At 54.8% G+C, this 14,400-nt stretch carries 13 protein-coding genes; 3 read left to right on the forward strand and 10 right to left on the reverse strand.

Annotated elements, in window-relative coordinates; genetic code table 11:
- Positions 1-264 precede the first annotated feature (264 nt).
- Positions 265-2,352 carry an elongation factor G gene (locus P8T57_RS05105; RefSeq protein ID WP_341364800.1) on the forward strand — a complete coding sequence of 696 codons (2,088 nt, stop codon included), beginning with the start codon at positions 265-267 and terminating at the stop codon, positions 2,350-2,352.
- Between the two features lie 122 nt (positions 2,353-2,474).
- Complete coding sequence (locus P8T57_RS05110; RefSeq protein ID WP_065701687.1) at positions 2,475-2,945, forward strand: Dps family protein; 471 nt, start codon at positions 2,475-2,477, stop codon at positions 2,943-2,945.
- A gap of 80 nt (positions 2,946-3,025) precedes the next feature.
- On the opposite strand, the gene P8T57_RS05115 is transcribed toward P8T57_RS05110, so the two are convergent.
- The 8 genes from P8T57_RS05115 to P8T57_RS05150 all read right to left on the reverse strand — a co-directional run bounded on the left by P8T57_RS05115 (position 3,026) and on the right by P8T57_RS05150 (position 10,155).
- Positions 3,026-4,306: an amidase family protein gene (locus tag P8T57_RS05115; protein ID WP_341364801.1), complete on the reverse strand. Its 1,281-nt coding sequence runs from the start codon at positions 4,304-4,306 to the stop codon at positions 3,026-3,028.
- A gap of 52 nt (positions 4,307-4,358) precedes the next feature.
- A complete protein-coding gene (locus tag P8T57_RS05120) occupies positions 4,359-5,042 on the reverse strand; it encodes a DUF2848 domain-containing protein (protein WP_037987372.1) in 684 nt (227 codons plus the stop codon).
- Between the two features lie 134 nt (positions 5,043-5,176).
- Positions 5,177-6,457, reverse strand: a complete 1,281-nt coding sequence (locus P8T57_RS05125; protein WP_114093651.1) for a TRAP transporter large permease — start codon at positions 6,455-6,457, stop codon at positions 5,177-5,179.
- Positions 6,454-7,002: a TRAP transporter small permease gene (locus tag P8T57_RS05130; RefSeq protein ID WP_114109680.1), complete on the reverse strand. Its 549-nt coding sequence runs from the start codon at positions 7,000-7,002 to the stop codon at positions 6,454-6,456. Before P8T57_RS05130 ends, P8T57_RS05125 begins: the two co-directional genes overlap by 4 nt.
- A gap of 30 nt (positions 7,003-7,032) precedes the next feature.
- Positions 7,033-8,085: a TRAP transporter substrate-binding protein gene (locus tag P8T57_RS05135; RefSeq protein ID WP_341364802.1), complete on the reverse strand. Its 1,053-nt coding sequence runs from the start codon at positions 8,083-8,085 to the stop codon at positions 7,033-7,035.
- A gap of 39 nt (positions 8,086-8,124) precedes the next feature.
- Complete coding sequence (locus P8T57_RS05140) at positions 8,125-8,976, reverse strand: putative hydro-lyase (protein ID WP_341364803.1); 852 nt, start codon at positions 8,974-8,976, stop codon at positions 8,125-8,127.
- Between the two features lie 89 nt (positions 8,977-9,065).
- Positions 9,066-9,959: a LysR family transcriptional regulator gene (locus tag P8T57_RS05145; RefSeq protein WP_341364804.1), complete on the reverse strand. Its 894-nt coding sequence runs from the start codon at positions 9,957-9,959 to the stop codon at positions 9,066-9,068.
- Positions 9,952-10,155 (reverse strand): hypothetical protein, encoded by a 204-nt coding sequence (locus P8T57_RS05150; protein WP_341364805.1) that lies wholly within the window; start codon positions 10,153-10,155, stop codon positions 9,952-9,954. Before P8T57_RS05150 ends, P8T57_RS05145 begins: the two co-directional genes overlap by 8 nt.
- Positions 10,156-10,234: 79 nt before the next feature.
- On the opposite strand from P8T57_RS05150, the gene msrP reads away from it, so the two are divergent.
- Positions 10,235-11,203 carry a protein-methionine-sulfoxide reductase catalytic subunit MsrP gene (gene msrP / locus P8T57_RS05155; protein WP_110252758.1) on the forward strand — a complete coding sequence of 323 codons (969 nt, stop codon included), beginning with the start codon at positions 10,235-10,237 and terminating at the stop codon, positions 11,201-11,203.
- A gap of 28 nt (positions 11,204-11,231) precedes the next feature.
- Here the strand turns inward: msrP and P8T57_RS05160 are convergent, their stop codons facing one another.
- Together P8T57_RS05160 and uvrB are read right to left on the reverse strand one after the other, a co-directional pair.
- The gene (locus P8T57_RS05160) at positions 11,232-11,996 is read right to left on the reverse strand and encodes a transporter substrate-binding domain-containing protein (protein ID WP_341364806.1); all 765 of its coding nucleotides are present in this window, start codon (positions 11,994-11,996) and stop codon (positions 11,232-11,234) included.
- 143 nt (positions 11,997-12,139) lie between these two features.
- Positions 12,140-14,290: an excinuclease ABC subunit UvrB gene (gene uvrB / locus P8T57_RS05165; protein WP_063093141.1), complete on the reverse strand. Its 2,151-nt coding sequence runs from the start codon at positions 14,288-14,290 to the stop codon at positions 12,140-12,142.
- Positions 14,291-14,400: the final 110 nt, after the last annotated feature.

Genomic DNA, 14,400 nt, shown 5'->3' on the forward strand with positions numbered 1-14,400 from the left:
TTCACATTGGCCTGAATGTGCCAATCCGAAATTCAGCATGCACCTGCATTAACTCCCGGCACCGGCTCCTTGCCCCGCATGCCAACGCAGACCGGACATCACGCACTAAACAGACCCGGCACAAACCGGGCCCGCGAAACGTCCTGACCGGTTGCCACCTTGGCAACAGCACATGGAACCGCCAAAAATTACCGGGCGATGACAGAACCAACCTCCATGCGCGGACCGGTCCCATGCGTCCCATGATGCGTCAAGGAGATGTCCATGCCCCCGTCTAAAGACACAAAAGACAAAGATGACGCCACAAATCCCGCCTCAGGCCCCCGGCATGTTCCGCGATGCGCAGCATTGATCGGCCCCTATTCCAGCGGCAAGACCAGCCTGTTTGAAAGCCTCCTTGCCGCAACCGGCCGTGTCCATCGCAAGGGAACCGTTCGCGATGGCACGACAATCGGTGATGCAACCGCCGAAGCACGCGAACGGCACATGAGCACCGAAATGACCGTTGCCCAAACCCGTTATCTTGACGAGGAATGGCACTTCATCGACTGCCCTGGCTCTGTCGACTTTGCACAGGATGCCCGCGAAGCCGCGATGATATGCGATGTTGCGATCGTCGTGGTCGAACCCGATCCGACACGTGCCATGATCGCCGCACCGACCCTGAAATTTCTTGATCGCAACCGCATTCCGCACCTGATTTTCATCAACAAAACCGACCATGGCGGCATCCGCCTGCGCGACAGTCTTGATGCGTTGCAATCAATTTCGGAACGCCCACTTGTTCTTCGTGAAATTCCAATCCGCGATGGCAAGGGGCCTGACGATACGATAACCGGTTTCGTCGATGTCGTTTCCGAACGGGCCTATCAATATCTGGAAGGGCAACCGTCGAAACTGATCACGCTGCCCGCCAATGCCAAGGATCGCGAAACAGAAGTCCGCGACGGGTTGCTCGAAGCTTTGGCAGATTTTGACGACAACCTGCTTGAACAGATTCTAGAAGATCAGAAACCGGCAACAGAAACGATCTATGACAATCTTGAACGAGATCTGGCCAAGGATTTGATTGTTCCGGTCTTTTTCGGGTCTGCCGAACATGATCACGGGATCATCCGGTTGTTAAAGGCGTTGCGCCACGAGACCCCGAATGCAGATGTCTGCGCCCATCGCCTGGGCATTGAGCCGAAAGATAACGTCGCCGCCGTCCAGATTTTCAAAACTGTTCATCTGCCCCATGCGGGGCGGTTTTGTTATGGGCGCGTCCTTTCGGGACAGCTAAAGAATGGCGACACGCTAGGCCGTGACAAGATTGCGGGCATGTGTCAGGTCTTTGGCGATAAGCACGAGAAGCTCGATATCGGCACATTTGGCAGCATAATCGGCCTGCCGCGCATTGATCATCTGCGAACTGGTTCGCTTTGCACCACCGATGGTGAAATGGATAATCTGTGGCCCGATCCTCTGCCCCCGCTCTATGAAACAGGGCTGGAAGTCACCAAGCCCGGCGATGACGTCAAACTGACCGAGGCTTTGCGCCATCTGTGCGAACAGGACAGGTCGCTGTCCTTCATCCATAGCGACAATACCGGACAACTTGTTTTACGGGGGCAGGGTGATATCCATCTTCAGGTCGCATTGGCGCAGCTTCGCAGCCGCTATCACCTTGAAATCGAAACCCGGCCTATTGAAACCGCCTATCAGGAAACCGTGCGCAAACCAGCCCAGGCGCGCGGGCGATATAAAAAGCAGACCGGCGGTCACGGGCAGTTTGGCGATGCCCAGATCGAAGTGAAACCCCTTGGACGCGGCGAAGGTTTTTCATTCACTGAACGGATCGTCGGCGGGGCCATTCCCCGGCAATATATCCCAGCTGTCGAAAAAGGGGTGCGTGACGCCACGCGTTCCGGGCCGCTCGGTTTCCCAGTTGTCGACATCGCGGTTGAATTGGTTGACGGGTCCTATCACGCGGTCGACAGTTCCGATCAGGCGTTTCAGATGGCCGGGCGCATCGCCATCGCCGAAGCGCTTAAAGAAGGGCAGTCTGTCCTGCTTGAACCCATCGAAAGATATGCGATTTCAATTCCGTCCGAATTCACGTCAAAAGCCCAGCGACTGGTCAGCACCCGGCGTGGTCAGATCCTTGGGTTCAGCGCCAAGGATGACTGGCAGGGATGGGACGAAATCGACGTGCAGATGCCAGCATCCGAAACCGGCAACATGGTGATGGAATTACGGTCACTCACACAGGGCACTGGCTTTTTCACGCGAAGTTTCTCCCACATGCAGGAAATTGCAGGGAAGCAGGCCGATCTGATCGTCAGTGCCCGACAAAAACCACATAAAAAGTAATAGAATTGATCTATCGCTAATCATTAAACTATTGATTGGCGTAAAGTTTTCTAATGATTGATACTCTTTGCAGACAAAGAGAAAACCTTCGGGCATGTGCCCCATTTAACCGGAGTGACAACATGCAGATCGATATCGGAATCAATGAAACCAACCGCACTGCAATCGCCGACGGCTTGGGCCGCGTTCTGGCAGATTCTTATGCGCTGTATCTCAAAACCCATAACTTCCACTGGAACGTGACCGGGCCGATGTTCCAGACGCTGCACACCATGTTCGAAGAACAATATACCGAACTGGCCATGGCGATTGACGAACTTGCCGAACGTATTCGGTCGCTGGGGGCCTTTGCACCGGGAAGTTTTTCGGCCTATTCGAAGCTCTCGTCAATCCCCGAAGAAACTGGCGTACCTGCCGCCAAGGACATGATCGCGCAATTGGTCGAAGGTCATGAAACCGTGATCAAGACCGCGCGTTCGCTTTATCCGATCTGCGACTCGTCAGACGATGACGCCACCGCAGACCTGCTTACCGCACGTATTCAGGTCCATGAAAAAACCGCCTGGATGTTGCGATCCCTGCTGGAAAGCTAAGACGCAAAACGTCGTGCTCAACAAGAAAGGCCCGGATGGATTTCCGGGCCTTCTTCGTATCCGGCTTCGCCAACCGAACCCTATCCACGCAGTAACGGATCAATCCGCCTTGCCGCATGCAGAACCGCAAAATCATGCCCGTGCGGTGCCGCAATCATCAACGCCCCCGGTGCCACACCATCACCAGCCGGAACCGGGATTGAAATGGCGCAGGCATCCGAAAGGTTCAGATAGGAAGTATTGCGTAACATCATCGCATTCAAACGATCAAAGTCGGCCTCAACTTCTGCAATCTTGGGGGCCATCATCGGCAATGTTGGTGAAATCATCACATCGACATCCGCCATGGCCGAACTGAACATCGCAATCACGTCGGTCCGTTTGGCATAGGCATCAATCAGGTCTGCCGCACTTAGTGTATCGGCGAAACGCATCCGGTTCAAAACACGCGGATCGCCGCAAGTTTCAAGCGCCTTGAAATCCTGTGAATAGATTTTATGCGCCTCGGCCGCGACAAGAATTTTGTTGATCACGGCATTTTCGGCCAAAAAGCCCAGATCAATCTCGATCAACTGATGTCCGGCATTTGCCAGCTTTTTGCAAACCGCATCAAAATCCGCCCGCACCCGGTCATCAAGATCATTCACAAAGGCATGGGCCGGCACACCGATTTTGATCGGGGCGGGTTTGCCATCCTGTGCAGGGACGGTTTTGCCCGACATGACTTCAAATGCGGCTATGGCGGTTTGCAAATCACCGGCAAGCGGCCCTGCCGTATCAAAGCTTTTGGCCAGCGGATGAATGCCTTCGCCCGACATCCACAAACGGCTGGGCTTATAGCCATAAAGCCCGTTGATCGCCGACGGAATGCGGACCGATCCGCCGGTATCAGTACCCAACGCGATATCGACCAGACCAAGCGCAACCGTCAAACTACCGCCCGATGTCGACCCGCCCGGAATGCCTTCAGGGTCAAACACATTGCCCGGCGTTCCGTAATGCGGGTTAAGTCCAACACCGGAATAGGCAAATTCGCTGAGCGTGGTGCGACCAAACGGCACGGCACCGGCAGCCTTGATACGCGCGATGGTTTCACAATCCCGCGTTGCTGCCGGACGCCCCTGCAACAATTTTGATGCTGCCGTGGTGGTCACACCGGCCTCGTCGTAAAGGTCCTTTACCGAAACCAGCATACCGGCCAACGGCAAGGCTGTTGCCGATTGCGCAACGCGTTCCTCGGCCGCCGCGGCGTCACGCAAAATGCGGTCGCGGTCAAACTCGGTGAAAATCCTGGCTGCCAAATCGCCCAGTTGATAGACCCTGTCGATTGCCGCCTTTGCCTTGTCGATGATCGCACCCATCGGGCTGCCTCCGTTACGTTCTGATTTTTATGGAAATTTTCTGAAACCGAGCCTAGGCGATTTCAGGCAATTCAACAATGTCATAGCTGTGCGTAATGCTCAGCCCCCGTACCGGGTCATTCATCGCCATTTTAAACGAACGTGCCGGACGCACCCCGCCCTTCGCACCAAAAGTTCCACACAGCATCGCAGCCGCCTTACCACTGGCCCCTGCCGACTTTAGCCCCGAACCTTCGATAAGATCGGAAAGCGGACGGATCGATGCAATCGTGCCTTCCTGATATGGAACCCATTCATCACTGTCGCCTTCACGGATCCAGGATTTTAGTTCGATCTGTTCCAGATGATCGGCAACATCGTCAAATTTCCAGATCGTGTTGGCGACCGGCTTGGCGCAAATCTGCTTTGACAGTGCAACCGAATGGGCTTCAAGTTCGCGGTCGGTATGATCGGATGCCAGTCCAAGATACAAAACACCATCCTTTGCAATCACCAGCGGCTCTACCTCGCCCGATGTGCCTTTGCCAACCACCTCGATCACCGGTGCCTGGGTCAGCATGCCAAACGATGTGCGGTAATAAAGCGGCACGGTCGAAGGCGGTTTGACCCCGATGGCGGCCAGTTCGTCAATGTGATGCTGGATCGCCTTGGCATCGCGACCGGTCCAGCCAGCAACCGTGCAATGGCCGATTTCAAAGCTGACGGCACCGCCATCAAGGATAAAATTCATCTGCATTTGCGTTATCCAAATTCTGATTTTTACAAATTTTGCGCGCATCTGGCGGTTGCGAACCGGTTTCCCGGTCCGCCCCGAAGGCACAAAAGATCAAGACATGATGCGTGTTGTCGCGCGTGTTTATCCCGACCGGATCAAAGGATGTCGGGCAGGAACAGGGCGACGGACGGCACCGCGACAAGCAGGGCGATCATGGCAAGCATCACCAGAACGAACGGAATGACGCCCAGCATCACATCGGACAATCGACCTGATTTGCGTGCGCCCTGCACAACGTAAAGATTAAGTCCGACAGGCGGTGTGATCAGGGCCATCTCGATCAGAACGATCAGGAGGATTCCGAACCAGACCTTATCGAATCCCATGCCGGTCATGATCGGCACAATGATCGGAATGGTCGCCACCATCAGCGACAGGGTTTCAATGAAGAAACCCAGCACGATGTAAAGCAGGATCACGACCATCAAAGTCCCCATCGGCGAAAAATTCAGACCGGTCAGAAGATCCTTGAGCTCGCGCCCCATGCCTGCGGCGGTCAGGGTAAAGTTCAGGAAATAAGCCCCGATAATCACCAGCATGATCATCGCGGTGATCCGAACCGTGCCATACAGGCAGCGTTCGATCATTTCGCGCGAAACACCGCGATTGAATGCCGCAATCAGCATCGCAATCGCAACCCCGACGGCGGCCGATTCAGTTGGCGTTGCCCAACCGACATAGATCGACCCGATCACCACAAGGAACAGAACCACAATCGGCAGAAGATGCTGCAGGCTGCCGATCCGCTCCGACCAGGTGAATGAACGGCTTGTGCCGCCAAGGGTCGGCTTGATCTTGCACAGGATCGCTGTGACCATCATGAAGGCCACCGCCATCAGAAGCCCCGGGATCAACCCGGCCAGAAAAAGACGCGGGATCGATGTTTCGGTCAGGAAGCCATAGACGATCAGGTTGATCGAAGGCGGGATCATGATGCCAAGCGTCCCACCCGCGGCAATCGCACCGGAAAACAGTTTCGGATCATAACCGAGCTTTTCGGCCTGCGGCATGGCAACGGTTGCCACCGTCGCCGCCGTCGCCACCGATGACCCCGACGTTGCCGAAAACATCGTCGCGGTACCGATATTGGCGTGGATCAATCCGCCCGGAAGCCATGAAAACCATTTATCAAGGGCTTCATAGGTGCGTTCGGCAATGCCCCCGCGCACCAGAATTTCCCCAAGCAGCACAAAGAACGGAATGGCGATCAGGGTTGATGAATTCGACGATGACCAGACCACCTGCCCAAGCCCGCGCAAAAGCGGGAAAGGCGAAAACAGCTGATCGACCCCGAACCCCAGAAGGAACAGAACAATCCCGACCGGAATGGACAGGGCCAAAAGCCCCAGAAGCGATGCGGTAACTGTAAAGATCATGCTTCCAACTCCAGTTCGGAGCGCGCACCAACAAGCGCGTCGGCCTGCTCAAGGTTACGCTTGACCAGAAGCGACAATGTCAGGATCACCAGAACACTTGAACACACGGCAAACCATATCCAGCCGGAAAGCCAGATCGATTGCGGTATCCATAGCGGTGTTTCAAGCGGGGTATTGGCGCGTGACCCGCGCTCAATCGTCTTTTGCAGAACCGGCCAGCTTTGAACGGCAATAACAATCGACGTTCCGGCAAGGGCAATGATCGCAAGAAGATCAAGCATCGCCTTGCCACGCTGGCGCAGGCGCAAACGGATAAGGTCAATGCGGACATGCGCCAGTTCCGTCAGGGCATACGACATGCCCCAACTGGCAACCCCGGCCATCACATATCCCGATATTTCATCCGCACCCCCAAAGGAAATGCCGACTTCACGCAAAAGAATATCTGCGATGATCAGGATTACGCAGCCTGTCAGAACAAGTCCGACAAGCAACGCGATCATGCGGTTAATGCGGCGGATGGCCGCAATCAATGAGGTAGTCACGGTTGCGGCCTCCTCCGGCTGGTTTTCTGCTTAGCTCAGAGGTACGGCAACACCGACGGTTTTGCCAACTGTATCGTTCCAGCGTTTAACCCAGTCCGCACCGGCGCGTTCGGCCCATTCCGGCAAAACAACAGTCGTCAGGATTTCCTTGGCCTTGGCAAGATCGGCATCAGATGCCTCAACCAGGGTCATGCTTGCCGGATCACCCGCCAGGCAGGTTCCATTACCGGTCAGACACGCGATGTCGGCTTCAAGCGCACCTGCGGCCGCGGCCCATGCCGGGGCTTCGAACTTGGAATTGACTTCATCAGTGATCAGTTTCTGCATTTCCGGCGACAGGCTGTTCCACTTGTCGAAATTCATCGCTGTTACGACCGGGTCCCAGCCGCCAAGCGGAATGGTCATCAGATGGTCGGAAACTTCCCACCAACCGGCACTGTATCCCGAACCGGCACCGGTAACGGCACAGTCAATTACACCACGTTCAAGCGCGCCCGGCACTTCGGAAAACGCAACATTGACGCCGTTGGCACCCAGTGCCTCAAGGAACTTGGTGGTCATGCGGCCCGAACCACGAACCTTTTTACCTTTAAGGTCTTCAAGTGAAGTCACGTCACCTTTACAGAAAACGACCTGCGGCGGATACGGGGCAATTGCCAGAACCTTGGAATTGAAACGTTCCTTGAAGATATCCTCGACCATCGGGCGGGCGGCCTCAACCATTGCCTGCGCTTCTTCGGCGGTATTGGCAACCAGCGGCACGTCAAGGCCTTCAAGTTCCGGGGCATCGCCAACCGCATAATCGGCAACCGTCATGCCAACATCGAAAACACCGTCATTCAGGATACGGAAAACGTCACCGCCGCCGATGCCCATCTGATCATGGGTGGTCATCTGAACATTGATTTCGCCGTTCGATGCTGCTGGCAGTTCTTCGGTCCAGAATGGTGTTTCAAACTGCTTGTTCAGTGGCAGGCTGCTCCAGCTGCCGACAACGGCAAGGTCTTCGGCAAAGGCCGGGGTTGCCATCATGCCTGCACCAAGGGCCGAAACGGCAAGTAACGATGATACTGTCTTTTTCATGAGATGGTCCTCTCTGATAGCTGGGTTTTGTTTGTGATTTCAGGCGGTCTTTGTCTGTAGTGAAAATTCCGCGGCTTCTGCCAGGACATCCGTCACCAGCATCAGACCGGGTTCATGCGTAATGGCAAGGTCCGGCAAAACATTGCGGATCGCCATTTGCGGCGTAACGCCACAGGCCCAGAAAACCGGGATATCCCCATCGTTCACGACAGGTTCGTCGCCGAAGTCCGGCTTCATGAGATCGGAAATGCCAATGCTGGTCGGATCGCCAATATGAACCGGCGCACCATGCGCCAGACGATAACGATCAGAATACAGAATGGCACGAATGGCATCGGAGGGTTTGAAGGACCGCATCGAAACCACCAGCGGGCCATGAAAACGCCCGGCCGGGGTGGTCGCAATATTGGTCACATACATCGGCACGTTCCGGTTGGCATCCATATGACGCAGCGGCACACCACTGCGCGTAATTGCTGCCTCGAACGAAAATGAGCAGCCCAGAACAAAGGTTACCAGATCATCGCGCCAGACCGCGGTTAGATCGGAAACACTTTCAAAATCGATTGTTCCACGAAACACGCGATACCCCGGCAGATCGGTACGAATATCAAGATCGGTGCCAAGTTCCGGAATATACGGTGAACCCGGTTCGGACATGCCGATCAACGGACATGATTTCGGGTTTTTGACACAGAATTTAAGAAACTCGTCGGCATGGCTTGCCGGCAGGATCGCAAGATTGCCCTGCAGATACCCGGATGCATAGCCAGTCGTGGTGCCCCGATGTTTTCCGGAACGAATTGCGTGGCGCAAGGCCAGTGGCGATATCGTCGATGCAGATTCCGAAACGGTTGTCGGGGAACAAGATGCGCTTTTTGTCGCGTTCATTTATTCGGTCCTGTTCTCAGCCTCGCAATAAGCTTGAGAAACTCAACCGATCTTGTCAAGAAATCATTTTAGTCAATTTATGATCTAATTTATAGATCAGTTTGATCGAACAATCTGGCCGCCTCGATCACCGCCTCGCCTATTTCGCGGTTGCGTTCCGGGAAGTAACTGATCACGAAATGAAGGTCGGTCAGCCGGGCGTCGTCCTGCACCGGAATTGCCTTAATATGTTCATCCCAAACGGAATTTGTGACCATCAGGGACGGCAAAACACCAATACCAAATCCCCCGCCAACAAGGTGCTTTACGGTCGAAAGTGACGCCGATCCATGTAATGCAGGCGGTGAAATATCGGGTGCGGAAAAGATGCTTTCGACCTCACGAAACGGTGGCGTTCCCTTCGGGAAGGTAACAATTGCATGTTCGGCAAGCTCGGCCAGCGATAGCGGATGATCGGGTAATTCCATCGATCCGGTGCAATACCAGCCCAGTTGAACCGGCTTAAGGGCGGCGGCAACCGCGCCCTGCGGCACCGATTCCCGCAACATGATCGCAACATCAAGTGCATCGTCGGCCATGGTCATCGCCAACTGGCCGGATGTATCAACCGACAGTTCGAAACGGACTTTCGGGTAATCGTCTTTGAGCTTGTTCAACATATCGGTCAGAATCGTATGGACGATGGTTTCCGCCACGCCAATGCGGACCGTGCCGCTCAGTTCCCCAGGATGGGTCAATTCCTGCCAGATACGATCGCGTGCACGCGATAAACGCTGCGCTTCTTCAAGAAAACGAAGACCCGCCGCCGTCAGACGCACCTGCCGGTTGGACCGGTCAAACAGCATGATGCCCAGCCTTTTTTCAAGTGCGGAAACCCGCGATGAAATCGCCGACTGGGACAGATCATATTTTTGGGCCGCCGCGCGAAAGCCCCCTGCCTTGACGATATCCTGCAGGATCTCGATATCTTTGAATTCAAACACGTTTTCGTTCCCCAAATAGCAACTGCATCGTCGATCCTGTCAGTCGGATCGTTTGATTTAAGATCACAATACCCTGCAACCGATCATCTGGCACGATCAATCCATCGCGGTTTTGGGATCGTATGCAAAACATGACCATAAAAAAGATACGTTTTCGGGCATTCTGGCTTAATTGCACAACATCAGAAATGCTCATCACTCCCCCCTCACCGAGGCGTTACTTGCCCAAAGCGCCTTTTCCTTCGACATTGAACACAGCCAGTTTGGAGGGTTAGATGCTGATACGCCGCAAAAAGGGTTGGGAAATCGCCGAACGCGATGTGACCCCGGAATCCGTTTACAAAAACCGTCGCCAGTTTCTGAAGGGCATTGCTGCAGGATCAATCGGCGCCGCAGCAATCAGCCTGCCCATCGGTCGCGCACTGGCCCAGGGATCCGATCCCACCGCCGATCTTTATCCGGCGATGCGCAATCCGGCTTACGTTGTTGATCGCGCCATTACCGACAAGTCAAAGGCGCTGACCTATAACAACTTCTATGAATTCGGATCGCACAAATTCATTTCCGATGCTGCCCAGGCGATGAAAATCCGTCCATGGACGGTCAAGATTGACGGAATGGTTGAAAAACCGATTGAAATCGATTTTGAGGATCTGGTGCGCAAAATGCCGCTGGAAGAACGCGTTTATCGCTTCCGCTGCGTGGAAGCCTGGGCGATGACCGTACCCTGGACAGGTTTCCCGATGAAGGCACTGGTCGATTATGCCAAACCGCTTTCAGGTGCAAAATACATCGAAATGCAAACTGCGGAACAAAAGGACACCATGCCGGGCCTGCGGCAGTTCTGGTATCCATGGCCCTATATCGAAGGCCTGACAATCAGCGAGGCCACCAACGAACTTGCAATGATCGCGACCGGCATTTACGGCGAACCGCTTCCCAAACAGAACGGTGCGCCGTTGCGTCTGGTCACCCCGTGGAAATACGGCTTCAAGAACGTCAAATCGATTGTCCGATTTACCTTTACCGACAAACGCCCCGTCAGTTTCTGGGAACAGCTTAACGACGGCGAATATGGCTTCTGGGCCAACGTAAACCCAAAAGTTCCCCACCCGCGCTGGAGCCAGGCACAGGAACGCCTGCTTACGACCGGGGACGAAGTCCCGACACAGCTTTACAATGGCTACGAGGAATATGTCGCGGATATTTACAAGGGCATGGAAGACGAAAAACTGTTCATGTAACGGCCAAACGTCACGGGATCGGTGGCCCTCATGACCCCGATCCCGCGTAGCGGCGATAAATATCATCAAAGGTGCCATCGTCGCGCATGTTGACCAGTTCTTTCTCAAGACCGCGATATTCCCGGCTGAGAAAGAACTGCGACTTACGCGACAGACCGATAAGGGAAGGTTCGCCCTGCAACACCAGACTTGCCTTGCGCACCGCCAGATTCTTGTCGCTCAGCAAATCCGCTGCCAGCAATTCCGGCACAATGACCGCGTCGACATGCTGTTGATTGAGCATCCGAAACAGTGTGAGATAGTCTGCTGCTTCCACCCATTCGATACTTTCTTCGGACGACAGCGCATCGATATAGGACGCACCGCGAAGCACGCCGACATGCTGGCCTGCCAGCTCTTCAATCTGTCTGATATCCGGGGTTAATGCCGATTGATAAATCGCTTTTGGTTCGTCGGGCAGTGCGGCATCGAAGAAATACATGAATTTCTCCCTCTCTGCCGAACGGTTCGGTCCCAGCATGATATCCGCCCCACCTTCTTCCATCAGATAAAGGGCCCGACGGAACGGAACCACATCAAACCGCAAAGTATGCCCGGCACGTGATGCTGCTTCTTTCAAAACCTCGACATATATGCCGGAAAATTCCGGCTCTTGCCCTTCCCCGGCAACAATGCGGTAAGGCGGCGCATCGTTTATTGCAACCAGCAATTCTGTGGCAAGGACAGCCTTCCCGCCCCCGCACAAAACAATCAGGGCACAGAATGCAATCAGGCGGTGCGCAAAGCCCGGCAAAAGCGTCTCCGTCCGGCAGACCGGCTAGCTGGTCGATTTCAACGAAAGGCTGCTTCCTTAGTCTAAAAATTCAAGGCCATTCAATTAGACTCAACTTATATGATTACATTGAAATGTCAGACAACTATCCAGACGAACAGGCCTCAAGGTCCGCTGCGTCGACGCCCCTTGTATTTCGACTTGTTGGCCGATTTTGACCCTGGCCCGACGGTCCCAATACTGCGTGCCATCGGCCCGGCATCGGCAAGGCCAAGTTCCTGATCCTCAAGGCGCTTGATCTCGTCACGCAGGCGGGCGGCTTCCTCGAATTCAAGGTTTCCAGCGGCTTCACGCATGCGTTTTTCAAGGTCTTCGATATGCGCACGCAGATTGTGCCCGATCAGGACATCACCCGAAACGCCGGTATCGACCGTGACGTAATCATGCTCGGCAACGCTTTCCAGAACATCGCGGATTTTGCTGCGCACCGATTCTGGCGTGATGCCATTGGCTTCGTTATAGGCAATCTGTTTTTCGCGGCGGCGGTTGGTTTCGCCAATCGCATATTCCAGACTGTCGGTCATCTTGTCGGCATAGAGCAATACCCGGCCATCAATGTTACGCGCCGCACGCCCGATGGTCTGCACCAGCGATGTTTTCGACCGAAGGAAACCTTCCTTGTCCGCATCCAGAATGGCAACAAGCGCACATTCCGGAATATCCAGACCTTCGCGCAAAAGGTTGATGCCGACCAGAACATCAAACACGCCAAGCCGCAGATCGCGAATGATTTCGATCCGTTCCAGTGTGTCGATATCCGAATGCAGGTAACGGACCCGCACCCCATGCTCATGCAGATATTCGGTCAAATCCTCGGCCATGCGTTTGGTCAGCGTCGTGACCAGAACACGCTGCCCCTTGGCCGCACATGCCTTTGCCTCGGCCAGCAGATCATCGACCTGTGTTTCCACCGGACGAATGATGCAAACAGGATCAATCAGACCAGTCGGGCGAATGACCTGCTCGGTGAATACACCGCCCGTGCGTTCCATTTCCCAATTGCCCGGCGTTGCTGACACAAACACGCTTTGCGGGCGCATGGCTTCCCATTCCTCGAATTTAAGCGGGCGGTTATCCACGCAACTCGGCAGGCGGAAGCCATGTTCGGCCAGGGTGAATTTGCGATTATAGTCACCTCTGAACATGCCGCCGATCTGCGGCACGGCAACGTGACTTTCATCAACAAACAGCAACGCATTTTCCGGCAGATATTCAAACAATGTCGGTGGCGGTTCGCCCGGATTGCGGCCCGAAAGCCAGCGGGAATAGTTTTCAATCCCTTTGCAGTGGCCCACGGTTTCCATCATTTCCAGATCGAACATCGTGCGCTGCTCGATCCGTTCGGCCGCCAGAAGTTTTCCTTCCTGCTGGAACTGCGCCAGCCGGTCTTTCAACTCCTGTTTGATGCCGGTCATCGCCTGCACCAGTGTCGGACGCGGTGTGACATGGTGCGAATTGGCATAGACGGTCACCGAGTCCATGGTGGCAAATTTGTGCCCGGTCAGCGGGTCAAACTCCGCCAGTTCCTCGACCTCGTCACCAAACATGGAAACACGCCATGCCCGGTCTTCGGCGTGGGCCGGGAAGATTTCCAGAACGTCACCACGCACCCGGAATGTCCCGCGCGAAAATGCGGCGTCGTTGCGGGTATATTGCAACTCGACCAGCCGCTTCATGATCAGGTTGCGATCAACCTCATCGCCAACCGCAATCCGCTGTGTCATTTCAAGGTAGGTCTCGACCGCGCCAATACCGTAAATGCAGGAAACAGACGCCACGATGATACAGTCATTGCGCTCCAGAATCGCGCGCGTTGCCGCATGTCGCATCCGGTCAATCTGTTCGTTAATCGAACTGTCTTTTTCGATATAGGTGTCCGAGCGTGGGATATAGGCTTCGGGCTGGTAATAGTCGTAATAGGATACGAAATACTCGACCGCGTTTTCCGGAAAAAACGCCTTCATTTCCGAATAAAGCTGTGCCGCCAGTGTCTTGTTCGGAGCTAGTACAAGGGCCGGTCGCTGCGTCTTTGCGATGATGTTGGCCATGGTAAAGGTCTTGCCCGACCCGGTCACCCCCAGCAGCACCTGATCGCGTTCTTCGCGAGTGATCCCCTCCATCAGCTCGGCAATCGCCTTTGGCTGATCACCAGCGGGCTGGTAATCCGTCACCAGCTTGAATTCCCGCGATCCCGCAACCGGCGGGCGGCGTTTCAGCAAGAATTCCGGCAAGCCGTCATGTATCGGCGCGTTCATCGGATCGATCCCTTTTTCGACATGCCTATAGTTATAGGCCACCGCGACAACATCGCAACCCCCAGCCCTGACAACTGCTGTCAGCAGTTGTCAGGAGACGTCAGGACAAA

Source organism: Thalassospira sp. SN3W, from assembly GCF_038070535.1.
Taxonomy (GTDB): domain Bacteria; phylum Pseudomonadota; class Alphaproteobacteria; order Rhodospirillales; family Thalassospiraceae; genus Thalassospira; species Thalassospira xiamenensis.

What these genes read in the sequence shown, in the direction of transcription:
- P8T57_RS05105 (WP_341364800.1), top strand. Translation starts at nt 265, where the DNA reads ATGCCCCCGTCTAAAGACACAAAAGACAAAGATGACGCCACAAATCCC.
- P8T57_RS05110 (WP_065701687.1), top strand. Translation starts at nt 2,475, where the DNA reads ATGCAGATCGATATCGGAATCAATGAAACCAACCGCACTGCAATCGCC.
- P8T57_RS05115 (WP_341364801.1), bottom strand. Translation starts at nt 4,306, where the DNA reads ATGGGTGCGATCATCGACAAGGCAAAGGCGGCAATCGACAGGGTCTAT.
- P8T57_RS05120 (WP_037987372.1), bottom strand. Translation starts at nt 5,042, where the DNA reads ATGCAGATGAATTTTATCCTTGATGGCGGTGCCGTCAGCTTTGAAATC.
- P8T57_RS05125 (WP_114093651.1), bottom strand. Translation starts at nt 6,457, where the DNA reads ATGATCTTTACAGTTACCGCATCGCTTCTGGGGCTTTTGGCCCTGTCC.
- P8T57_RS05135 (WP_341364802.1), bottom strand. Translation starts at nt 8,085, where the DNA reads ATGAAAAAGACAGTATCATCGTTACTTGCCGTTTCGGCCCTTGGTGCA.
- P8T57_RS05140 (WP_341364803.1), bottom strand. Translation starts at nt 8,976, where the DNA reads ATGAACGCGACAAAAAGCGCATCTTGTTCCCCGACAACCGTTTCGGAA.
- P8T57_RS05150 (WP_341364805.1), bottom strand. Translation starts at nt 10,155, where the DNA reads ATGAGCATTTCTGATGTTGTGCAATTAAGCCAGAATGCCCGAAAACGT.
- msrP (WP_110252758.1), top strand. Translation starts at nt 10,235, where the DNA reads ATGCTGATACGCCGCAAAAAGGGTTGGGAAATCGCCGAACGCGATGTG.
- uvrB (WP_063093141.1), bottom strand. Translation starts at nt 14,290, where the DNA reads ATGAACGCGCCGATACATGACGGCTTGCCGGAATTCTTGCTGAAACGC.